Here is a 23,855-nt window from a genome sequence, read left to right on the forward strand (position 1 = left end):
AATAAATTACAGAAATGACACATCGTCACTTCTGTAATTGCTTTTAAATCAAGCGTGATTCATTTCTACAACCAATTGATTCAGTAGATCTTGAGCCTCGAGTTCACGAATTTGAGCAACATTACTACCTGCCCAAAATGCACCAAAGCCAACATCGCCATTTTGTATTGCCACTGCATTGAGCTGTTTTGCCAAATCATATGCGTATGGATAGGCTGCAACATCTGGACGATCAGCTTGATCAATTCGAGTTTGCCAATGATTGATGATGCCACGTGCTGGGCGACCTGAAATACTTGAGGTAATTTGAGTCAAAGGATGATCAAATAAAGCTTTGCGGTAAGCAGTATTGGCATTTGATGATTTGCATTGTACAAAGGCGGTTCCCATTTGCACTGCATCTGCACCGAGATTGAGCATGGCTTTTGCCTGTTGACCATTCATAATTCCTCCAGTTGCAACCACAGGGAGTGAACAGTGTTTTTTGATCAGTTGAACAAGGTCGGAGGTTTTAATTGCACCATCGATCTGTGCATTAAAAATACCACGATGTCCACCTGCTTCAATTCCTTGAGCAATGATAATATCAATCCCTGCTGCTTCGATCGCAAGGGCTTCAGTCAGATTGGTTGCTGAAACAAGCGTTAAAATACCAGCATCTTTTAGTTTTTGGATTTGATATTCATGTGGAATACCAAAGTGAAAACTCACCGCTTTGGGCTGTGTTTCTAAGCATAGATCTAAAAAATCATCGTTGTCTTTAAAGCTTGGATAAATACATTTTAATTCAGTGGGTGGAACTGCACCAAATTTTTCAAATTCAGTGGCTAAATGTGCTATCCAAAGCGTATTGGAATCTATATTTGTGCTTGATGATTCATGACAAAAAAAGTTAAGTTGAAAAGGATGTGGTGTTAAGTTTTGCGTTTCTTTGATTTGTTGACGTGCTGTTTCAACAGTATTTGCCCCAAGCCCCAATGACCCAAGAGCACCTTGATTAGATACTTCAGCTGCTAATAGGGGTGTTGAAACTCCTGCCATAGGTGCAAGCAATATTGGAAGTTTTATTCCTAACTGTTCTAATAAAGACATTTCCTAGCTCCTCAATTTTCATTTACTTTGCCCAAGCTGAGGGCAATAAGCAAATTATGTTCAGTATTTATTTTAAAAATATAATTTAAATACATGTTTATGTGGAGCTGAGGTGAAACAGGTTGATATTAAATCGGAGCGACATGGAAAAGAGAGCCAATCCAACTGGAGAAAGCCATCGCGATAATGCCCCAAATAGCAACTCGAAGGCTGCCTTTAAGCATAGAGGTTCCGGCAAAATAGCTTGATAACGCACCCAAAATAACCAAAGATAAAATTCCGACCACCAAAACCACTTTTTCTAAATAAATTTCAGGGCTGAATAGAATTGATAGCGTAGGCAATAACGCCCCGATCGAGAAAGATAACGCAGAAGAACCAGCAGCTTGGATCGGTTTGGCAGCGGTTATGTCATTGATTCCAATTTCATCACGGGCATGGGCTTCCAATGCATCTTTTTCAGTCAGTTGAATAGCAACCTGATGGGCTAGCTCAGGGTCTAGTCCACGCTGTATATAAATATGTGTCAGTTCTTTAAGTTCTAAATGCGGATTTTTTTCTAATTCGCGTGCTTCAACTTTTAAATCCGCCTCTTCTATATCCGATTGTGATTTGACAGAAATATATTCACCTGCTGCCATTGAAGTTGCACCTGAAATTAAGCCAGCAATACAGGTAATAAGTAGTGTGTGACTCGATGCTCCACTTGCTGCCATCCCCATCACTAAACTGGTCACTGAAATAATACCGTCATTGGCACCCAGAACAGCTGCTCTTAACCAGCCTGTACGTTGTATAAAATGTTGTTCTGGGTGATGTGAATGAGACATAAAGGTGACTCCATATTCAGGGAAGTTAAATCACTTATAATTTAAGTATATGACAAATATAAAAAAGCTCCTATGTCAGGAGCTTTTATTTCAATTCAAATTATTGTTGAGCTTTTTCTTTCACATCGGCGGCACCTTTTTCAACGGCGCCCGCTGCAGTTGCGGTTGCATTTTTAGCCGCATCTACAGTTGCGTCAGCGGCATGAGCGGTTGCATCAGCGGCATGGTCTACAGCTGTAGCCGTTGCATTGGCAGCATGATCAGCTGCTTGTGCTGTTGCACTAGCAGCATCTTTAGTGGCATTTTCTACATCATGTTTAGCTTGATCAACAGCATTTTCAACATGTTCACCCGTAGTCGCTCCTGTCTCAGGTGTTTTATCCTTATTACAGCCTACGAGTGCAATGGTAGCAATCAGACCCAAAGCGAGTAAAATTTTATTCATCTTGTATACCTTTTTTAAATTAATATTTGGCATCCAGCAGCTGGATGAAATAAATATAAACACAAAAAAAAACCAAATCAAAAAATAAAATGTAACGTTTTTATAAGCCTTATGCTTTGAATTAACACCCCGAATCCTTCAAACAATATTATTTTCATCAAATCTTAATATATTATTCATAAAATAGTATATGTGTGGTCTTTTTTTATTCAAAAATTATAACCAACAAGAATATATAGTAGTGCAGTAACATAGTGGAGATGTAAAGTAAAATGTAATATGCAAAATGGGTATTTTGTGCCGATGCACCATATATGAGCAAGAATGACATTATTGAGGGAAATCTGACATTTATATGTTTAGAATACTATTTAAACAGTTCTTAAAATAAAACTGAGTTAAAGTAAAAAAACATATTTACAAGACAATAAAAAAAGATAGAATTAAGAACAAAGTGTGAAATATATCAAATAATTCACTTGCCCCAAAAAGCCCCAAAATGGTGCTTTAAACGCGGGTAAAATGGAAATTTATGGGGTTTTCTTAAATATGTTGGATTTAAACAAATCTCGAAAAGTGCCAGATGATTTTGTGGAATATGCTGAAAAACAAATAAGGCATTTACTGAACGCTGTGAGTGGTGTTGAGTTTGTGATGTTATGTACTTCAGATGGTTTTGAAATTGCGCTGGTCAATAAGAAAAACATTAATAATTCAGGAAAAATTGCTGCTGTAAGTAGCTCAATTTTAGCGATGGTGACTGCTTTTGTATCAGAGATTAATCTTGTTGGATGCCAAACAATTACTTTAGATGCAGAGAATGGAAAGGCATTGCTTACAGCAATTCCGCATCCGACGCATCCTTTAGTTTTGGTTGCCATGACCAATAAAGATATTTTGTTAGGGCAAATGCTATATGAGTTAAAGTCGACTACAGAATTGCTCATGAAAAATATCTAAGGTCTGCTTATGAAAATTGTTAAGCGGCATATATTTTTTATATAAAACGAGATCTTTATCAATAACTGAAATAATCTATTGATAATTGTTGAAAGTTGTAGCAAGTTTTAAATGATTAAAAGCCTAATTTATTTTTAAATTACGCTTGAATAATTAATATTTTTTATGCTATTAAAATAAGCGTAGGAAATAATTAATTAAAATTGATTATCGAATAAAATTAAAATAGGTATTCAAGAAGAATACTAATTTTATCCATGTTAGCTAGGGGTATTAATCTTTAGTTAAATAGTAAAGTGTTTTAGTAAAGCAAAATAAAAATTGAATTACTAAAGCAAACAACAATGTCAAATAGAAACGGGGATGCTCATGGCTCGTATCACACTAGATCAATTAACAGATATCGATGGTTTCGTTTGCGCTGCTTTAGTAGACAGCGAAAGCGGTCTTTCATTAGCAACAGCAGGCGCAGGTTTGGACTTGGAATTGGCAGCAGCAGGTAATACTGAAGTTGTTCGTGCTAAGCGTAAAGTTGCCAAAGCATTAAAACTTGATGATGTAATTGAAGATATTTTGATTACTTTAGGTAAGCAATATCATTTGATTCGTCCATTAGATTCAAATGAAAATTTATTCCTTTATCTTGTTTTAGATCGCTCTAAATCAAACTTGGCTATGGCTCGTCACGAGTTAAAAGCATTTGAAAAAGGTTTAGACTTTTCTTGATTTGTTAGGGTCTGTGGACATTTCATAAATGGCTTGCGTTGTAGGTTAAAATTGAGCAGGCAAGGCATGAAATGAAGAGAATAGCGAGACTATTTTTAAGTTTCATAACGTAGCCTGAGATAATTTTAACCACAACCCTGAGCAAGAACAAAGCACTGCTTTGTTTGCAGCGCAAGGCGCAGCGGGGACTAGCGTGTTTTTTGGCGCTTCGTCGTTACGAACTACTCATTTAGAATGACTAAATTTCGTATTTCGCGCCTAGAATCGCCTAAAAAACACACCTAGTCGCAAACATAGACGAATTGTCCACAGACCCTATTGAAAAGTACATAAAAACTCGTCTTCGGACGAGTTTTTTACATTAAGATCATGTATAACATAATAATCGTATTGGTGGTTTTATACTTATGTTGAAAGTCGGAATTTATAGACATTATAAAGGTAATTTGTATCAAGTTTTACATATTGCAACGCATAGTGAAACACGAGAAAAATTGGTGGTCTATCAATGTTTATATGGTGATTATTCAATTTGGGTTCGCCCATATGAAATGTTTATAGAACATGTCAGTTTGGAAGATGGTCAATCACGAGCAAGATTTGAGTTTTTACACACTATCTAATTTAGCCTAGTCATTGATTTACAGCGTATGGCTAAACATGATTTGTATGATAAAGAATTTGCGCTACAAAGCTGATAGATTGTCATTGGAATGACGTAAATAATTGAAATAATAACAATGATAGTAAAGAGGAAGTGCTGAATATGAGTTTAAGTCACCCATTTTTGCAACGATTGAATGAACTATATCAGTCTTTTATCAAGTTTGATGCGACACAATGTGATCGAATCAAACGATATCGTAACATCGAACCTGAATCCGCATTATTTCTGGCTATGCAAGTAAGAATTCAGCAGGCAAAAACGATTTTGGAAATTGGAACCTCTACGGGCTATTCCACTTTATGGCTGGCTGATGCCGCCCAAGTCACCGGTGCGCGGGTTACAACACTTGAGATTGATGAACAGCGAACACTACAAGCAAAGCATTATGCCAAAGAGTTGGAGCTAGATCATGTTATTGATTTTTGGGTAGGTGATGCACAACATTATTTAGAAAAATGTCATGAAAAATACGATTTTATATTACTTGATGCAGAGCGTGATGCCTATTTGAATTACTGGGTTTTCTTACAAAATATGATTGAGAATCAAGGGGGGGTATTGGTGGTTGATAATGTGATTTCGCATGCTGCTGAGGTTAAAAGTTTTACTGATGAAGTCAAGCGAGATACTCGATTTATGACAACGACACTATCTGTGGGCGCTGGGCTTTTTATTGTGACATTCAAAAATTAATTTTCAGTGTTGTATCAGGGAGATTTCTCCCTGACTTTGTGCTGAGAAGGAAGTTTTGTAAATTATAAAATTGAAAGTCGTTTAAAATGTACCTCATATTCTAAATACTTGTGCACAAAAGCCGTTTTATCACTACATCGCAATAAATTGTCATATATAAATTCTGGTACAGGATGATAAAGTTCTCCAGAACCATTGTTATAAAAAATTTTTAAATACCGTGAAGAAGCATTGTACTTCCAAGAAGTCACGGTAATCATTGATCCCATAAGCAACCCCTTAAACTTCTGATTGTTCTACAGAAAAAAGTGTTCTGTATGATTTGAAATTAGTCCATTCATCTTTAGAAAAGTATTGTGGTTTTGTAAAAATGCTGAGGATTTTTCTGATAAGCTTATACCACATATGAAAATCTAAAATTTTAAAACAGAGCAAATATCATGAATAAAAGACTCAAAAAGAATGTTTGTTTTATCTTGGAAACAAAGGGGATGCAATGATACTTGCGATAGATGTTGCCTATAGTGGGACGAGTGCGCAAGTTGCTGGAGGCATATTTGATGCGTGGGAAGCAACTGATTTATTCAAGCAATACAGGATTTCTCTAGATCACATCATGGACTATGAATCTGGGCAATTTTATAAGCGTGAATTGCCTTGTATTCAGGCTTTATTGGCACAAATTACAGAACATATCGATATGATTATTATCGATGGATATGTGCATCTTGGGAATGAGCAGAAAGCGGGTTTGGGACAGTATTTGTATGAAGCGTTAATGCTTAAAGTTCCTGTGATTGGAGTGGCTAAAAATCAGTTTACAGGCACACCAAAAGATTGCGAAATTTTGCGAGGACAAAGCCTCCAACCGCTTTATATTTCTGCGATCGGTATTGAGCTTGAGCTTGCCAAGCAATATGTGAAAAGTATGTATGGGAAATATCGAATCCCTAAGTTGTTAAAAGATGTTGATCGTTTAAGCAAAATGCCGTAGCAATAATTGAATTATTTTATAAATCATTACAGCTTTATTTGTAGAATTTTGACATAAAGTTAGATGTAGTATGATGAAAAAACAGGAGAAATAAAAATGAACCAGCCATCAGGTGAGCAAAAAATTGCAATTAATTATATTGAATTTAATGTCAAGGATATTCAGCAATCCAAAGCATTTTATCAACATTTGGGTTGGACTTTTACTGACTTTGGTCCAGCTTATTGTGAATTTGATTCTGGCTTGATTAAAGGTGGTTTTGCCCAAGCTGACCACGTTCAAAGTGCAGGTGGCGCGTTGATTATTTTGTACAGTGATAATCTTGAACAGAGTTTGCAGCGTGTAACAGATGCAGGTGCGACCATCGTACAAGAGATTTTTAGTTTTCCAGGCGGGCGCCGTTTTCACTTTAGAGATTTAGATGGCTATGAACTCGCCATATGGTCGCATTAGAAAATAAATAAAAAACCACGCTAATAAAGCGTGGTTTTTAAAATCTAATCTAATTTGATATTAGATTTTACCCACTAAGTCGATAGAAGGAGCAAGTGTTGCATCACCTTCTTTCCATTTAGCAGGGCAAACTTCGCCAGGATGACCGTGAACATATTGAGCTGCTTTAACTTTACGAAGAAGTTCAGAAGCATCACGACCAATACCACCCGCATTGATTTCGATGATTTGGATTTTACCTTCAGGATCAATTACGAAAGTACCACGGTCAGCAAGACCAGCAGATTCGATTAAAACTTCAAAGTTTTTAGCAAGTACCCAAGTTGGGTCGCCAACCATTACGTATTCAATTTTTTTGATTTCTTCAGAAGAATCGTGCCAAGCTTTGTGTGTGAAGTGAGTGTCTGTAGAAACAGAATAGATTTCAACACCTAATTTTTTGAATTCAGCATAGTTATCAGCAAGATCACCAAGTTCAGTTGGGCAAACGAAAGTGAAGTCAGCTGGATAGAAGAAAACTACAGACCATTTACCTTTAAGATCAGCTTCTGTAACTTCGATGAATTGACCGTTTTGGAAAGCTTGTGCTTTAAAAGGTTTAACTTCAGTATTAATTAAGCTCATCATTATCTCCATGATTGAGGTGTTTATCTAATATATAACTAGAATAATGAATTTTAAGTTATTGGTGAAATAGTATTTTTTTATAGCTAAGATCGGAAAATCAAATTAGCAAGCTCCAGATACTTTTCACCAAAGGCAAGTGTCCGTCATTGTTGCATCAACTAAAGCAAATAAAGATGATGTTTGAATGACAAAACCATCCTTTTTAAATCTGTAACAAACATGATGCTTCTGAGCTTATATTTCAAGGGTGAATTTTTAAAAAAGATATAAAAAATATTTCAATGTATAGAAATTGTTCTGCTAATATCCTTTGAAGCTTAAATACGTCACATTTTTAATTCAATATTTTTTATTTTCAGTCTGATTTAGATCAGACAATTATGATTTCATTTTCAAGACACTATCTCTGTTGCGCTTTACAGCGTAAAATATTTTGTTCAATTTTAAATATTAGGATAAAGCATCTGTGCCAAATCAGTTAAATGTCGATCAATGGGTTATGGTACGCGATCGCCATCGTTTAAGCCGACTGAAAAAAGGAAAAGATGCCGATCCAGAAAAATTTAAAGAACTTTTTGAAAAATCGAATCAGCAAGTAAAAAAAAGATTTTCCAGTCTACCCACGATTAAACTTAATCAAGACTTACCTGTCACACAATATGCTGATCAATTGATAGATGCGATTCAAAAACATCAGGTGATTATTGTTGCGGGGGAAACGGGTTCTGGTAAGACTACTCAGTTACCACAAATAGCGATGCTTGCAGGTCGTGGTTTGACAGGGATGATTGGTCATACCCAGCCTCGACGTCTCGCAGCACGAAGTGTATCTCAACGGATTGCAGAAGAAGTCGGCGAAAAACTGGGTGAGTCCATCAGCTTTAAAGTCCGTTTTAATGAACAGGGTTCCAATGATTCCATTGTTCGTTTGATGACGGATGGTATTTTGTTGGCTGAACTGTCAAATGATCGTTACTTAAATAAATATGACACGATCATTATCGATGAAGCGCACGAGCGTTCATTGAATATTGATTTCATCATGGGTTATTTAAAACAGTTGGTGAAAAAGCGCCCTGATTTAAAAATCATCATTACTTCGGCAACTTTAGACGTCAATCGATTTAGTGACTACTTCAATGGCGCACCTATTTTTGAAGTAGAAGGGCGTAGCTTCCCTGTAGAATTACGTTATCGTCCGATTTCAGAAATGACGATTGGCGGTAGTGATGACGATGATTTTGATGATTTCGAAGAAAACTTACCACGTGCGGTGGTACAAGCTGTTGAAGAGTGTTTAAAAGATGCTGAGGCTAAAGGGCATCCAGAACATGCTGATATTCTGATTTTTTCCAGTACTGAACAAGAGATTCGTGAACTACAGGAAACCTTGCAAAAGTTTGGTCCAAAACATACACAAATTTTACCGTTATATGCACGGCTCGCTTTAGCCGAACAGCAGAAAATTTTTAATCCATCAGGTGGTGGACGAAGAATTATTATTGCGACCAATGTGGCGGAAACGGCTTTGACGGTTCCAAATATCCGTTATGTGATTGATAGTGGTTTTGCACGTATTTCACGGTATAACTATCGTTCTCGGGTACAACGCTTACCGATTGAAGCGATTTCACAAGCAGCTGCAAATCAGCGAAAAGGGCGTTGTGGTCGTATTGCGCCCGGTGTGTGTATTCGTCTTTATAGTGAAGATGATTTTCAAAGTCGCCCTGAATTTACAGAACCTGAGATTAAGCGAACCAATTTAGCCTCGGTTATTTTGCAGATGCAAAGTTTGGGCTTGGGGGCTGTTGAAGATTTTGATTTTATTGAGCCACCCGATCATCGTTTGGTCAATGATGGTCGAAAGCTATTGATTGAATTAGGTGCTATTCAAGAACAGCAAAATTCATCAATGAGCGCGAAGCAAGCTGTTAATTCTGCTCGCAGTGAGCTGACCAAAATTGGTCTGCAAATGGCGAAAATGCCGATTGATCCACGTTTGGCGAGAATGATTTTGGGTGGGGCTCACTTTGGTGTACTTCGTGAAGTGTTAATCATCGTTGCAGCTCTTGCTGTACAAGACCCTCGTGAACGTCCTGCGGATAAACAGATGCAAGCCGATCAAAAGCATGCATTGTTTAAAGAAGCTGATTCAGACTTTTTATTTTATCTGAAATTATGGAATACCTTGAGTGAAAATCGTGAGACTTTAAGCGAGAACAAACGTCGTAATTTTGCCAAGCAGCATTTTCTCAGTTGGTTGCGTTTGCGTGAGTGGAAAAAAACCCATGAACAATTGCTCGATTTGGCGCAAGGCTTAAAGCTGTCTTTTAATGAGAAAAAAGCCAGTTATGAGAATTTGCACCGTGCGCTATTAACAGGTTTATTGTCCTTTATTGCCAATAAAACAGATGAGCGCAATACATTCATGGCAGTACGTCAGCAAAAAGCTCGAATTTTTCCTGCATCGACATTGCATAAAACCAATACACCTTGGGTGATGGCATTTGAAATGGTGGAAACCTCTCAAGTTTATCTGCGAACTTTGGCAAAAATTGAGCCTGAATGGATTCTTTTGGCTGCACCAAATTTATTGAAACATCATTATTTCGAGCCACATTGGGCGAAAAAACCAGGTGTGGTCAATGCCTATGATCAGATTTCATTATTTGGTTTGATTATCGAACCGAAACGTGCAACCAATTACGAAAAGGTGGATCAGCCTGCTGCGCATGAAATCTTTTTGAGAGATGCATTAACGACAGGAAATTTAGGGATTACGCCACCATTTTTAAAACACAACTTATTAAAACTTGAGGAAGTTGAACGAGTTGAAGATAAGTTGCGTCGTCGTGATTTGGTGGTGGACGAAGAAACAATTTATCAGTTTTATGCAGCCAAAGTCCCTGCTGAAATTGCAAGTCGCCGTAGTTTCGAAGATTGGCGAGCAACTGTAGAGCCTAAAAACCCACGTTATCTATTTGTAGATGACGATGATTTATGGATGACAGATCGTCCAACCACTCAGCAATTCCCAGATTATTTACACAATGGGCAATTGCGATTGGCGGCGAGTTATCGCTTTGATCCAAGCCATGATCAAGATGGTGCTACCGTTAAAATTCCAGTGCAGGCTTTAGCGCAAGTCGATGAAAATATTTGGTCGTGGGGAATCCCTGGCTGGCGCTTAGAGTTGATTGAAGCATTACTTAAAGCACTACCCAAAGATAAACGTCGTAATTTGGTACCGATTCCTGACACAGCGCAAAAGTTGATGAAAGCTGTGGATGCCCAACATTTGCATGGACATATATTCGATTTCTTGGCATTTCAGTTAAGAGGCGAACAAATTAGCGCGAAAGATTTTTCTTTTGAACGTGTTGAACCTTATCTGATTCCATTTATTAAGGTTATGGATGAAAAAGGTCGTGTGTTGGAACAAGGGCGAGATCTTGCTGAACTCAAAGCACGTTGTCGTACCGAAACACATAGTCCTGTGAAGCAGTTAAAAGGTGAATTTACGGTTTTCCCTGAAAATTTTGTTTTTGAGGCATCGCAAAAAGTCACAGGTGTTGTTGTTAAACAATATCAAGCCTTGGTGCCGACGAAAGACTTTGCTCAATTAGACACCAAAGATGAATCTGGAATTGTGATCCAGACCTTTAATGACCAAAATGAAGCCATTAAGCAGCATCGTGAAGGTGTAATTCGGTTGATTCATATGCAGTTAGGTGACTCAATCCGCCAACTGAAAAAGCAAATTTCAAAACCATTGGCGTTGGCTTATTCACCATTGGGAGATAAAGCTCAGCTGGAACAAATGTTGGTTTATGCAACTTTGCAAATCGCGATTCAAGACTTACCGATCAATGCTGAGGAGTTTGCTCAATTAACTGCCGAGGTCAAGAAAAGCTTCTTAATGCATGGTCAGGAAGCATTAAAACTGATCAGTGAAATCTATATTCAATGGCAAGAAATTCGTCAAAATTTACTGATGTTGGATCAAGATGTATTTGGAAAAAATATAGATGATATTGAAGATCAACTGGATTTAATGAATCTTTCCAATTTTGTTTATTCAAAATCTTCAGATGTTTGGCAGGAATATCCACGTTATTTAAAAGCATTGTTATTGCGTTTAGATCGTTTGCCGAATAATCTAAATCGAGATGATGCTGCAATAAAAGAAGTTGATCCTTGGATGGATAAACTGTTTAAGTTTAAATCCGATGTTCGTGTAAAAGAAGTGTATTTCATGGTTGAGGAACTACGGATCTCATTATTCTCACAACCGATGAAAACCAAAATGCCGATATCTTCGACTCGAATACAAAAGGTATGGGAAAAGCTAGGAATCGGTTAGAATAGAAATAATTTGAAATATTTGTGAATTGAGAAAAGGAGTTTTACATGGGCATCCGTATTACTGGTACAGGTTTGTACCATCCTGAAGAAGTGATTACCAATGAAGAGTTGGTGGATTGTTTAAATGCTTATGTGGAACAATTTAACACTGAAAATGCTGAAAAAATTGAAGCTGGTGAAGTTGTTGCACGTCGTGGTTCAAGTGCAGATTTTATTGAAAAAGCATCAGGTGTGAAGCGCCGCTATGTGATTGAGAAATCAGGTGTATTGGACATTAACCGTTTAAGACCACGTCTTGAAGAGCGTTCTGATGAAGAGCTTTCTATTCAGGCAGAGTGGGGCGTAATCGCAGCAAAACAAGCGATGGAAAATGCTGGTGTTACAGCAGAAGATATTGATGTTGTGATTCTTGCTTGTTCAAATTTACAGCGTGCTTACCCTGCTGTTGCGATTGAAATTCAAACTGCACTTGGTATCCAAGGCTATGCTTATGATATGAATGTAGCATGTTCAGCGGCGACTTTCGGTTTAAAACAAGCTTATGATGCTGTGAAAACGGGTGCTCGCCGTGTGTTATTGGTCAATGTTGAAATTACCTCTGGGCATACGGATTACCGTTCACGTGACTGTCATTTTATTTTTGGTGATGTGGCTACAGCTTCGATTATCGAAGAAACTGAAACCAAAACAGGTTTTGAAATCGTAGATACCCATTTATTTACCCAGTTCTCGAATAATATTCGTAATAACTTTGGGTTTTTAAATGGCTCTGAATTAACGTCTCGCGACGATAAACAATTTCGTCAGGATGGTCGTAAAGTTTTCAAAGAAGTTTGCCCATTGGTTGCAAAAATCATTTCTACGCAATTGGAAAAAAACAGTATTCAACCTGAAAACGTTAAACGTTTCTGGTTGCATCAAGCCAATGCCAATATGAATGAATTAATTCTAAAACTGATTGTTGGGCGTGAGGTTGCAGAAGCTGATCCAGAATTAGTACCAATTATCTTGGACGAGTTTGCCAATACCTCTTCTGCGGGTGTGATTATCGCATTGCATCGTACTGCTGATCAGGTCAATGATGGTGAGTATGGCGTACTTTGTTCATTTGGGGCTGGCTATTCTGTTGGTTCAATCCTTGTACAAAAGCATGTTGCTTAAATCAACCTAGTAAAATAGCTGTTCACTCCGTCTTTAATAAAGGGGGAGTGATTGCCTGAAGTCTAAAGCAATTTATTGTTAATCAAGTTTCCATAAAAAGCTTCTAAATTGAATAATGGGCAGATTAAAAATGTTGAAAATCAGTTTGTAGAGATACAACATGACCGATAAAACTTTAAAAATACGACACAATGCTAAACTGATCCGATTGATCAGTAGTTTACAACGCTTTTATTTTCGTCCAACATTTTTAGGCACAGAAAACCTTGTACCCCATAAACCAGCCATGTATGTTGGGAATCACACTATTTATGGCGTACTTGATTCTCCGATTTTGATCGACTATTTATTTACTGAACATAAGATTGCTGTGGTGAGTCTAGCTGATCATATGCACTTTCATATCCCAGTTTGGAAAGAGGTGGTAAAGCGTGTTGGGGGCATTGATGGTGTTCAAGAATATGCTAAAGCAGCAATGCGTCAGGGCTATTCAATTCTGGTTTTTCCAGGCGGTGGGCGAGAGGTCATTAAACGCAAAGGTGAAGCTTATCAATTGATTTGGAAACAGCGTTTCGGTTTTTTAAAGTTGGCACAAGAGTTTGACTATGAAATTGCACCTTTTGTGGCTTTAGGCGGAGATGAGGTTTTTGATTTAGCATTTGATGTCAATGTCTTACTTCAACAGAAATGGTTTAACAAAATATTATCCAATCCCAAAATTGACCGTTTTCTTCGACATGGTGAAGTGATTCCTTCAATTCCAAAACATATTATCCCTAAACGCATTCCTTTTTATTTTAAATTTATGCCACGTTTAGCGATTGATCAGATTGAAACCATGGATGATATGATTCTATTTAGAGATCAATTACAACAGCTTATTTATACAGAAATCGAAGCATTAAAGTCGTATCGGGTAGAAGATGCCAGCTTGAAAGATACAAACTCTAAATATTCAGGTTGAGTTTGCCCTATGTTTGAACTTCAAAATAATTTAGATGATATTTTTAAACACTTGAACCCTTGTCGGCACATAATTCCAGAGGTCAGTTCTTTTCCTCAAGATCTAAACTATGTCGAATTTCTAAAAACATGTGCTGATACTGAAATCACAGCGGATATTCATCTGTTTGGATATGAAAAAGCACTCAAGGAAAATCAATACTTAGTACAAAATTTTCCAATATTTTCAAGACAAGTATGGATGATTGGAAGAACTGGACAAGGTGATGAATGGTTTATGGATCGGCAAAGTTTTGAGATACTCTTTTATGATCATGATTTAGGCTTTAGTGATGCTTTAAATTTCCATTCACTTCAGTCAATGCAGATTAATTTTTTTCAATTTTTACAATTTGCTTTGTTGTTGCAAGAATGTGAAGAATATATCGATAGATCAATCACTGACAATGAATTTGCTCAATTTGAGCAAGCAGTTAAGCAAATAGATATTGCACTTTTTTCAAACTATCCATTTAATTACCAATAAATAATACAAACATTCATCAAGGAAAAAAATATGTATACAGCTTCATGTTTATGTGGCGGCATTCAATTTAAAATCTGTAGTGAAATTGCCGAAATATTTGTTTGTCATTGTCAACAATGTCAGAAAGCACAAGGCTCTGCATTTGTTGCAATTACTCCAATTTACAGTAAGGACTTGGACATTGTTCAAGGCAAAGAATTATTGGGGGAGTATTATGCAACGACTAATAAAAAAAGAGTTTTCTGTAAACACTGTGCTTCGCCCTTATTCAGTGCGCGTTTAGATTTACCCGATGTGGTTCGATTACGTGTTGGAATCATTAATGAAGCTGTTAAGGCAAAAATTATGTCACATGCATTTACTGAGAATAAAGCAGCATGGTATGAAATTTTGGATGATGCACCCCAATTTGCACAAGCTGTATGTTAAGTTCAGTTTGACATTTTATTAAAAAATAATGATCCACTGGATTTAATATCAAGTTATTTTATTGAACGTTAAAATTTATTTTTTAAGCAAATGAATTCTATCTACTTATCATTTATTTATCAGAGCACTATAAATGGTTGAGTAGTGATTAAAATGCATTGGTGTCTATATAGGGTTTCTGTATAATTTCAAAAAAATAAACTTTAAATGAATTGAGGATATAAATGACAAGAATAGTCGTTGCCGCGAAACAAGATCAAACTTTATTGCAAGACACTCAATCCAAATCGGTAATTTTAGATCGACCCTCAATTATTCAAATTGGGGTAACACAACAAGATGTTAAAACGCTAGAACAATCTGGTGATAAGCTCATTGTGACATTGAAAAATGGTGAACAGATTGTTTTAGATGGTTTTTTCCAGACCCATACAACCACAGTGCACTCTTTGGCATTTCCAAAGGCGGATGGAACTTTTAGCCTTGCACAATTTGATGAGACGGGCAAATTCACTCATTACACGGGTCTGCAAAAATTAGATTCACTATTATACGAAGGTGCAAATACTGTTCCTGCGCAACAACTGAGTGCTTATGAGTCAACTTCAGCATCATCTTCAGATTTTTCAATCTCTGAACTTTTTTCCTCAAGTGCTGCTAAAGCAGGTTTAGGGGTCCTTTCTGCAATCGGATTAGGCTTGGCACTGATTGACAATGGGGATAAAAAATCGAGTTCACCACCAGACATCACTGCGCCGAAAACACCAACTGCAACAATCAATGCAGAGGGGACGAAAATCAGTGGTACAGCTGAAGCGGGCGCCACAATTTATGTGGTCGACAAAAATGAAAAAGTTATTGTCACGGTCAAAGTGGATAAAGATGGTCAGTATTCAGTAACATTGCCAGAAGCATTGGTTAATAATAATAGTTATTACGTTAAAGCCAAAGATGATGCTGGAAATTCATCGGGCTATACGCAAGTCACTGGAACAAAGGACACCATTGCACCTGTAGAACCTCAGGCGCAATTAAATGATCAAGGAAACATTGTCACAGGTAAGTCTGAGACCAATGCAATCATTAATGTTTATGATGCATCAGGTAAACTCATTGGAACAGCAAAAGCCAATACCGAAGGCGTGTTTTCAGTTGCAATTTCACCTGCTTTGACCGCAGGTCAAATAGGATCTGTTGAAGCGGTTGATGCAGCAGGGAATAAATCCGAACAGCACAAAATAGAATTGGGCAAAGATACGATTGCGCCAGATCAACCGAAATATGAACTCAATAAAGAGGGAACGAGCATACTCGGTACTGCAGAAGCCAATGCCAAAGTCATCATTCAAGATTCAACAGGGGTTGTAATTGCAACAGGTACAGTCAATGCACAGGGGAAATTCAATGTCACAATTTCGCCTGCTTTGGGAACCAACCAAACAGGTAAAATTATCATTGAGGATGCAGCCGGAAATCAATCTAAAGTCATTGAAATTAAACCTGGACAAGACCTCTTAGCCCCTGAAAAACCTGTAGCCAGTTTAAATGCTGAAGGCACTATCATTACAGGAACAGCAGAAGCGAATTCTAAAATTACCGTCTATGACACTGCGAATAAACTGCTAGGTACCGCAACAACAGACGCCAATGGAAATTATACGGTCACGCTTTCAAGCGCTTTGACTGAGGCAAAAGTAGGGAGTGTATATGCAACAGATGCAGCTGGAAATCAATCAGCAGTTACATCTGTAACAGGAACTAAAGATGTCACGCCACCAGCAAAACCTTTAATCACAAAAGTAGAAGACGATGTTGGTGAAAGCAAAGGTTCAATTGCTGACAATGGCAACACCGATGATAAACGCCCAGTGATTTCAGGGACGGGTGAAGCAGGTGCAACATTGATTATTTATGACAATAACAAAGCTGTTGGAAAAGTTACGGTTGGCGCAGACAGTAAATGGTCATTCAGTTTCGATTATGATTTAAGTCTGGGAGCACATAGCATTACCAGCGTACAAACGGATAAGGCTGGAAATACCAGTTTGATGAGTGATGCGCGCTCATTTACGGTAGTTGAAGTGGGCGTGAAGGCAGCACTTGCTGACGAATATTCAGTAATGGATCAAAACTCGGCAGATTCTCATGCTTCTTTAGCCAGTAATTCTTTATCCAGTAATATTGTCAATGCTGAGCTGAATCCTGATTCTAACGCAAATCGTGACTTTTTGCTCCAAAGCATGCCACCACATACAGAAACGAATCGTGTTGATTTAACCAGTGAAAATATTGCAAAGCTTTTGCAAACAGCTGCTGAAACTGATGGTTCTATTCAAACTCATTTAGACACTGATCATAGGACCTCTGTAAATGATTTATTTTTGGATGCTTCTTTTTTAGAGCCTAAAGACCAACAGATTGAGGATGTGATTGAAAGTGCAATGAAGCACAGTGCAACGACAAGTGAAAATATAATGAATTCAACCTCGGAAACTGTTGATCAATACATGAATAATTTACCAAATACGACCATATTCCCTATAGATGCGATTGCTGAGTTATTAAATTCACAGCAAGTTTTGTTTTAATTTAAATATACGCAACAAGCACCTACGGGTGCTTTTTTATTGAGATAGATTTAGTATAGAGTAAGGCACTAAGTTCATAATCAAAAAAATTCTAGGATTACAATTTTCATGTCAGATGTTGTGGAATACGATCAATTTCAAATTTCTCTCGATGCGACTTCAAGCTTAAATTTTACTTTTCAGCAAAACGCAATTCCTTTAATTCGTCATATTTCTTTAACTGGAAGTAAGCAGCTTTCTGAAAGTAAGCTTATTATTGAATCTCATCCAGCATTTTTTCAACCCACTGAGATTCGAATCGGTAAAAGTGATAAAGATCAAAACATCTACCTCAGTAATCCTAAACTTAATTTTGATCTCAATTTTTTACTTCATCTGAATGAAAATATAAAAGGTTATCTAAATTTAAAATGGTTGGATTCAGATGATCAGCTATTAGCAGTGAAACAGCAAGATATTGAAGTGCTTACAGTTGATACATGGGGTGGAGAAAAACAGCCACTTGAACTTTTAGCCTGTTTCTCACAACCAAATGCAGCTTCTTTAGCACCTATTCTTAAACGTGCTAGCGAATACTTAGTGCAAAAGAATTTAGGCAGTCTAAATGGTTACTCGGATAAAAGTCCTGAACAAGTTTTAAATCAGCTGAATGCAATTTGGCAGGCATTAAATGAACAGAATTTACATTATATTGTGAATCCTGCGAGTTATATCCAACATGGACAGCGTATTCGTTTTGCCAAACAAATTTTAGATGAAAAAATGGCATGTTGTTTGGATAGCACCATGTTGATGAGCTCTTTGATTGAGCAAATTGGGCTTGATCCCATCGTGATGATTGTCCAAGGTCACAGTTTTATCGGGGTATGGTTACATGAAACCCCTGTTGTTGATGTTTTAATTGATGATCTTCAAAACTTACGTAAGTATATGGAGCTTGGTGCAATTACTTTTATTGAAACCACCTTATTAACATCACAAGCAAGTTTGAAACAAGCCATAACTTCAGCACAACAATATTTACATGATGCTGAAAAAATCGAACAGTTTTATGTTGCTGTGGATATTCGCCAAAGTCGTTTACGTGGTGTACGTCCTATTTCAACACAGCTAGATGTCGTGCAAAATTTAGATCAGGATGAGTTGACATGGACAGCAGCTTCTTTACCTGAATATGCGGTTATGGATGCAAATGAAAATGTTGCAACGCGTGTTCAGCGATGGTTAAGGCGTTTACTGGATTTAAGTTTAAGAAATAAGTTATTAAATTTTAAAGATAACCGTTTAAGCATTCCCTTACAGTGTTCTGAGAAAACTTTAGCTTCTTTAGAAGATGCTTTGGCTGAGAATAAAGGTTTTTTCTTTCAAAGTGTGGATTATATTTCTCTTAAAGAGGTCACTCGTGAAAATGAAGACCAACACGTCCAAAACTATATTGATGAAAACCTACATCGCCAATTGTTATTTAGTGGCTTAGACAGCGACACCTTAAATAAGCGTTTGGTGGAAGTATATCGCGCCTCACGTACAGCTTTGGAAGAAGGTGGGGCAAATACTTTATTCTTGGCAGTTGGTTTTCTAGAGTGGAAAGAGTCAGAGAAAGCTCAGAAAACCTTTAAAGCACCACTTTTGTTAATTCCTGTACGAATGACACGAGAGTCGGCAAAGTCTGGTTATCGTTTATGGATGTATGATGATGAGCCGCGTTTTAATTCAACCCTGTTGCAATTGTTAAGACAGGACTTTGAAATTGAAATCAGTGGATTGGACCCGCTACCGACAGATGGATCAGGGGTAGATGTTAATGCCGTCTTGCAAATTGTACGCCGAGCTGTGGTCAATATGCGAGGCTGGGAGGTGACTGCTGAAGCCGCGATTGGTCAGTTTTCATTTTCAAAATACTTAATGTGGCGAGATCTTTCTTTACGTATACAGCAGTTAAAAGAACAAGCTGTGGTTCATCATTTGATTGAAACGCCACGCGAGCCATTTAAAAAACAAGATGCTTTTCCACATCCAGCTGAACTTGATCAAAAATATCAACCCAAACAGCTATTTACTCCATTGTCGTCAGATTCTTCACAGCTTGCAGCCGTAATGTCTGCGGCTTTAGGGCGAACATTTGTACTTTCTGGGCCACCAGGAACAGGAAAGTCACAAACCATTACCAATATGGTAGCGCAATGCTTGGCAGATGGTAAATCCGTACTATTTGTCTCTGAAAAGATGGCAGCATTGGATGTGGTGTATCGACGACTGAATCAAATTGGATTAGGACATCTGTGTTTACAGCTTCATTCTGCCAAAGCACAAAAAATAGAAGTGCTTGATCAGCTTCGTGAACGTGCAGAAAATAACAATAATCCCTACGCAATCGCCCAAAAAGAAACCCAACAAGAGTGGCAAGTACTTTCACAACATTTGGTCGAAAGCCGTGATGTGCTCAATCAGCATGTACAGATCTTGCATCAACAACATTCAATAGGATGGAGTTTATTTGATGCCATGAGTGAAGAGTTGTTACATAGAGAGATCGAAACATTGCGTTTTGATCTCAATATTCAACAATTGACCCATCAAGCACGTTCACACTTGAAAGATTTGGCTGTCAAAGCATGGTTGCAGTATCAGCAAATTTCGAGCAACGCACGAGATACTCTGAATGGATTTGCTGAAGGAAGTTCTCCGAATTTCTGGAATCTGTTGTGGCAAGATCAGTATCAGCATAATCAACAACGTATAGCAGAATTAATTCCTCAAATACATCGTTCGTTACATGTTTGGCAAGATGCTTGCCAATTCAAACAAGCAGAAAATTTACAGCAGCTTCAAGCTGATGTAGAGATCTACCAAAAAATATTTGCGTTCAGTCAACAATATGATTTGAAACTGCTGAAAATTATTGATGGTTTAGACATACGTCAAATTTCTGAAGCCAAAGCGGTAACAACAGAAATCGTACAAAGCCAGACACGCTTAATTTTTAAATATGATTTATCGATTAACCAAGCTGAATTAAAACAGATAGATTTTAAATGGCGAGAAGCTTCTGCTAAGTTTTGGCCATGGTCTTGGTTTGGTAAGTATCAGTTAAGAAACTTGATGCGTAGTTATCACACTGATAAACAACGTCCTTCTGCTATGGTGGTAGAAAATGATTTGCCACTGTTGATCAATATTCAAAATCATCAGCAACAGTTTAAAGCGCTTGAAAATAGTTTAGGCGCAAAACTGCAGACATATTGGCAAGGTGAAAAAACAGATTGGGCACAGTTTGAAAACATGGCACAGGCTTGGACACAATTAAAAAACCAACTTGCAGATCGTATTTCAAGTCCAGTGGTATTATTACAAGCATTGGATTTCGCAAGTCAACAGAAGCACTTTGAAGCTGAACAACATATTGAAGAATTACAGCAATGCTATGCACTGTTATTGCCAGATCAGCAAATTCAGACAGAAAATTTAAACGCATATCCTCAAATTTCATTTACAGAATTACTGTTACGTCAACAAAACTTGCAACATTTGATCAATGAATGGCGTCATTGGTTAAATTGGCAAGGTTTAAAAACACAACTTCAACAACAAGGTTTGGCTCGTTTTAGCGCATACTTACAACAACATTGCTTAGCTCAAACCTCTTCGTCTTTTGATGCAAAATTAGTCCAAGATCATGTGGCGTTATTGGTGGATATCAATCTTGCACGTCAATGGATTGTTCAACAGTTTAGTAAACATCCTGAACTCAACCAATTTAATGGTGAGTTACATCAACAAAAAATTCTTAAATTTTCCCAACAGGATCGTGAACATCAACAATTTGCCAGTGAGGAAATTACCCGACGTTGGCATAAAATTTTTGAGAACCCTGATGAGTTTAAAAAGCAATGGGCATTACTCAACAAAGAGTTGGGTAAAAAGCGTCGACATATTCCAGTACGAGAACTCATCAAACAGATTCCAGATGTGATGACTGGACTCAAGCCATGTATGTTAATGAGTCCATTGTCGGTTGCCCAATATCTTGATCCTGAATCTAAATTTGATGTGGTGATTTTTGATGAAGCTTCGCAAATTCCTGTTTGGGATGCCATTGGCGCACTTGCACGAGGAGAACAATCGATTGTTGTTGGTGACAATAAACAAATGCCGCCCACCAGTTTCTTTGGAAAAGGAGATACCGAAGAAGTCGATGAAGACGTTACCGAAGATTTGGAAAGTATTTTAGATGAGTGTTTAGCTGCACAATTACCAGAACTGGTATTGAATTGGCATTATCGTAGTCGATATGAAAGCCTAATTCAGTTTAGTAATCAAAAATATTATAAAGGTGAGTTGCTGACATTTCCTGCACCTGTTGCAAAAGATAAGGCAATTCAATTGCACGCTGTTGAAGGTGTATATGACAAGGGTGATACACGAACCAACAAAGCTGAGGCTCAGGCAATCGTACAGTTTATTCTACAACATTTAACGAACCAACTGACCGCAGAGGTTAAACTAACGCTTGGTGTGGTGACATTCAATATTACTCAACAAAAACTAATTGAAGATTTGCTTGATAACGAATTGGCGCAACGTCCTGAATTAGAGCAACTTAGCCGAGATGGCTTTGAGCCATTATTTGTGAAAAATTTGGAAAATGTTCAAGGTGATGAACGAGATATTATTATCTTCTCCATCACTTATGCGCCCGATCAACAGGGTAAATTACTGATGAATTTTGGTGCATTGAATCGTCAGGGCGGACAACGCCGTTTAAATGTTGCGATTACACGTGCACGTCAAGGACTACATGTTTTCTCTACACTGCGTCCAGACCAGATTGATTTGTCTCGAACCAATAGTGAAGGGGTGCGAGATTTAAAAGATTTCTTGAGTTTTGCACAAACTGGGCAAATGGCGTATTACTCGCAAACACTTGAAAAAGAAAAGGCTAAAGATGAACTCATGCTGTATTTACAAGCTCAATTAGAGCATTTAGGTTGGAAAGTTGACTTGGCTGTAGGCAGTGGAGATAGTCGTATAGATATTGCTATCCAAAACCCCTATGTTGCTGGTCAGTATTTAACAGGTATTTTGGTAGACGGGGATGATTATGCTAAAGCTGCAACTGCACGAGATCGAGATCAGTTGCGTCCTTCTGTGTTAACCGGGCTAGGTTGGACCGTGATTCAATTGTGGACAGTGGAATGGTGGCTTGATCCAAAAGCAAATCTAGAAAAATTACAGAATCAATTAAATGAATGTGTCAATTTAACTCAGCAAATTTCATAGAATAAATTTTTTTATTGTGATTTTTATAAAAACGAGACTTAATTTATGTATTGTGATTGTACAGTAAATTAAGTCTTATTTTGTGTAAATTTATTTAAACAAACTATGTAGTTTTCATTAAAAAATCTTTAAAAATCACTGATTTCAGGTATATCTAGTTATGTAAAGTTATGTTTAGATGGTTAATATTTAATCTATTACATTTGGGCATATCATGAATAAAATTTACAAAGTCATCTGGAATGCACAACTTGGATGTTGGCAAGCCGTTTCAGAACTTGCCAAGAATCATCGTCCTTCACAAAGTACAGTCACTGATCAAAATAAGACAATGGGGATTGTTGAAAAAGTATCCGCTTTGATTTTATTTGGATTAGCACTGTTGCCTTTATCTGTACAGGCTGCGATTTCAAATATCGAGTTGCCGACAGGCGCTCAAATTAATTCTGGTTCGGCAACGATTTCTCAAAATGGGCATACCCTGAATATTAATCAAAGTAGTCAAACACTGAGCACCAATTGGAACAGCTTTAACATTGGTCAAAATGCGACAGTCAATTTTAACCAAAATAATGCATCTTCAGTCGCAATTAACCATGTATTAGACAGTAATGCTTCGCAAATCATGGGGCGTTTAAATGCCAATGGTCAGGTGTTTCTGCTCAATCCTAATGGTGTGGTTTTCTCTAAAACCGCTCAAGTGAATGTTGGGGGATTGGTTGCTTCAACGTTAGCACTTACGGACCATGATATTCAAAATGGTCAATTCACTTTAAAAGGCGATGCCAATAGTCATGCAAGTATAGAAAATTATGGCACTATTCAAACTTTAAAAGGTGGAACAGTGGCGCTGATTGCGCCGAATGTTAAAAATACAGGTTCTATTACCACACCAAATGGAACTACGCATTTAACATCCGCTAGTCAAGTCACGCTTGCTTTACAAGATGGTTCATTGACCCAGTACCAAGTGGATCAAGGGGTTCTTAAAGGTTTAGTGGACAATGGAGGAGCAATTCTTGCTGATAATGGCGCAGTCTATTTAACTGCAAAAGC

Annotated in this window: 19 protein-coding genes; 14 read left to right on the forward strand and 5 right to left on the reverse strand. The window is 37.5% G+C overall.

Annotation, left to right across the window (positions count from 1 at the left end):
* Positions 1–48 precede the first annotated feature (48 nt).
* The 3 genes from ACINWC743_RS08055 to ACINWC743_RS08065 all read right to left on the reverse strand — a co-directional run bounded on the left by ACINWC743_RS08055 (position 49) and on the right by ACINWC743_RS08065 (position 2,367).
* Positions 49–1,092: an NAD(P)H-dependent flavin oxidoreductase gene (locus ACINWC743_RS08055; protein WP_009585067.1), complete on the reverse strand. Its 1,044-nt coding sequence runs from the start codon at positions 1,090–1,092 to the stop codon at positions 49–51.
* A 128-nt stretch (positions 1,093–1,220) separates the two neighbouring features.
* Positions 1,221–1,922, reverse strand: coding sequence for a VIT1/CCC1 transporter family protein (locus ACINWC743_RS08060; RefSeq protein ID WP_004831504.1), 702 nt, complete (start codon positions 1,920–1,922; stop codon positions 1,221–1,223).
* A gap of 100 nt (positions 1,923–2,022) precedes the next feature.
* A complete protein-coding gene (locus ACINWC743_RS08065) occupies positions 2,023–2,367 on the reverse strand; it encodes a hypothetical protein (protein ID WP_009585032.1) in 345 nt (114 codons plus the stop codon).
* 549 nt (positions 2,368–2,916) lie between these two features.
* On the opposite strand from ACINWC743_RS08065, the gene ACINWC743_RS08070 reads away from it, so the two are divergent.
* The 4 genes from ACINWC743_RS08070 to ACINWC743_RS08085 all read left to right on the forward strand — a co-directional run bounded on the left by ACINWC743_RS08070 (position 2,917) and on the right by ACINWC743_RS08085 (position 5,413).
* Positions 2,917–3,327: a roadblock/LC7 domain-containing protein gene (locus ACINWC743_RS08070; RefSeq protein WP_009585049.1), complete on the forward strand. Its 411-nt coding sequence runs from the start codon at positions 2,917–2,919 to the stop codon at positions 3,325–3,327.
* A gap of 369 nt (positions 3,328–3,696) precedes the next feature.
* Positions 3,697–4,053, forward strand: a complete 357-nt coding sequence (locus ACINWC743_RS08075) for a hypothetical protein (RefSeq protein ID WP_004721834.1) — start codon at positions 3,697–3,699, stop codon at positions 4,051–4,053.
* A 407-nt stretch (positions 4,054–4,460) separates the two neighbouring features.
* On the forward strand, positions 4,461–4,676 hold the full coding sequence (locus ACINWC743_RS08080; protein WP_035300665.1) for a DUF1653 domain-containing protein: 216 nt from the start codon (positions 4,461–4,463) through the stop codon (positions 4,674–4,676).
* A 143-nt stretch (positions 4,677–4,819) separates the two neighbouring features.
* A complete protein-coding gene (locus ACINWC743_RS08085; RefSeq protein ID WP_009585036.1) occupies positions 4,820–5,413 on the forward strand; it encodes an O-methyltransferase in 594 nt (197 codons plus the stop codon).
* A gap of 62 nt (positions 5,414–5,475) precedes the next feature.
* Here ACINWC743_RS08085 and ACINWC743_RS08090 read toward each other — a convergent pair whose 3' ends face one another.
* Positions 5,476–5,682, reverse strand: coding sequence for a KTSC domain-containing protein (locus tag ACINWC743_RS08090; protein ID WP_009585069.1), 207 nt, complete (start codon positions 5,680–5,682; stop codon positions 5,476–5,478).
* A gap of 227 nt (positions 5,683–5,909) precedes the next feature.
* On the opposite strand from ACINWC743_RS08090, the gene ACINWC743_RS08095 reads away from it, so the two are divergent.
* Both ACINWC743_RS08095 and ACINWC743_RS08100 read left to right on the forward strand, forming a co-directional pair.
* On the forward strand, positions 5,910–6,407 hold the full coding sequence (locus ACINWC743_RS08095; protein WP_004831497.1) for an endonuclease V: 498 nt from the start codon (positions 5,910–5,912) through the stop codon (positions 6,405–6,407).
* 96 nt (positions 6,408–6,503) lie between these two features.
* Positions 6,504–6,860, forward strand: coding sequence for a VOC family protein (locus tag ACINWC743_RS08100; RefSeq protein ID WP_004831496.1), 357 nt, complete (start codon positions 6,504–6,506; stop codon positions 6,858–6,860).
* 60 nt (positions 6,861–6,920) lie between these two features.
* On the opposite strand, the gene ahpC is transcribed toward ACINWC743_RS08100, so the two are convergent.
* The gene (ahpC, locus tag ACINWC743_RS08105; RefSeq protein ID WP_004721823.1) at positions 6,921–7,484 is read right to left on the reverse strand and encodes an alkyl hydroperoxide reductase subunit C; all 564 of its coding nucleotides are present in this window, start codon (positions 7,482–7,484) and stop codon (positions 6,921–6,923) included.
* Positions 7,485–7,953: 469 nt separating this feature from the next.
* Here ahpC and hrpA point away from each other — a divergent pair, with 469 nt between their 5' ends.
* The 8 genes from hrpA to ACINWC743_RS08145 all read left to right on the forward strand — a co-directional run.
* Positions 7,954–11,850, forward strand: coding sequence for an ATP-dependent RNA helicase HrpA (gene hrpA / locus ACINWC743_RS08110; RefSeq protein ID WP_009585063.1), 3,897 nt, complete (start codon positions 7,954–7,956; stop codon positions 11,848–11,850).
* 47 nt (positions 11,851–11,897) lie between these two features.
* On the forward strand, positions 11,898–13,013 hold the full coding sequence (locus ACINWC743_RS08115) for a beta-ketoacyl-ACP synthase III (protein ID WP_004831494.1): 1,116 nt from the start codon (positions 11,898–11,900) through the stop codon (positions 13,011–13,013).
* A gap of 160 nt (positions 13,014–13,173) precedes the next feature.
* Positions 13,174–13,977, forward strand: coding sequence for a lysophospholipid acyltransferase family protein (locus ACINWC743_RS08120; RefSeq protein WP_009585041.1), 804 nt, complete (start codon positions 13,174–13,176; stop codon positions 13,975–13,977).
* Positions 13,978–13,986: 9 nt separating this feature from the next.
* Entirely contained in the window at positions 13,987–14,502 is a 516-nt protein-coding gene (locus ACINWC743_RS08125) for a hypothetical protein (RefSeq protein WP_004831491.1), read from the forward strand.
* Between the two features lie 30 nt (positions 14,503–14,532).
* Positions 14,533–14,931, forward strand: coding sequence for a GFA family protein (locus ACINWC743_RS08130; RefSeq protein ID WP_004831490.1), 399 nt, complete (start codon positions 14,533–14,535; stop codon positions 14,929–14,931).
* 224 nt (positions 14,932–15,155) lie between these two features.
* Positions 15,156–17,519, forward strand: coding sequence for an Ig-like repeat protein Blp2 (gene blp2, locus ACINWC743_RS08135; protein WP_009585056.1), 2,364 nt, complete (start codon positions 15,156–15,158; stop codon positions 17,517–17,519).
* 108 nt (positions 17,520–17,627) lie between these two features.
* On the forward strand, positions 17,628–22,799 hold the full coding sequence (locus tag ACINWC743_RS08140) for a DUF4011 domain-containing protein (RefSeq protein WP_009585028.1): 5,172 nt from the start codon (positions 17,628–17,630) through the stop codon (positions 22,797–22,799).
* Between the two features lie 214 nt (positions 22,800–23,013).
* Positions 23,014–23,855, forward strand: an 842-nt coding sequence (locus tag ACINWC743_RS08145; protein WP_009585068.1) for a filamentous hemagglutinin N-terminal domain-containing protein, incomplete at its 3' end; no start/stop codon positions are given.

Source organism: Acinetobacter sp. WC-743 (genome assembly GCF_000335555.1).
GTDB lineage: Bacteria > Pseudomonadota > Gammaproteobacteria > Pseudomonadales > Moraxellaceae > Acinetobacter > Acinetobacter bereziniae.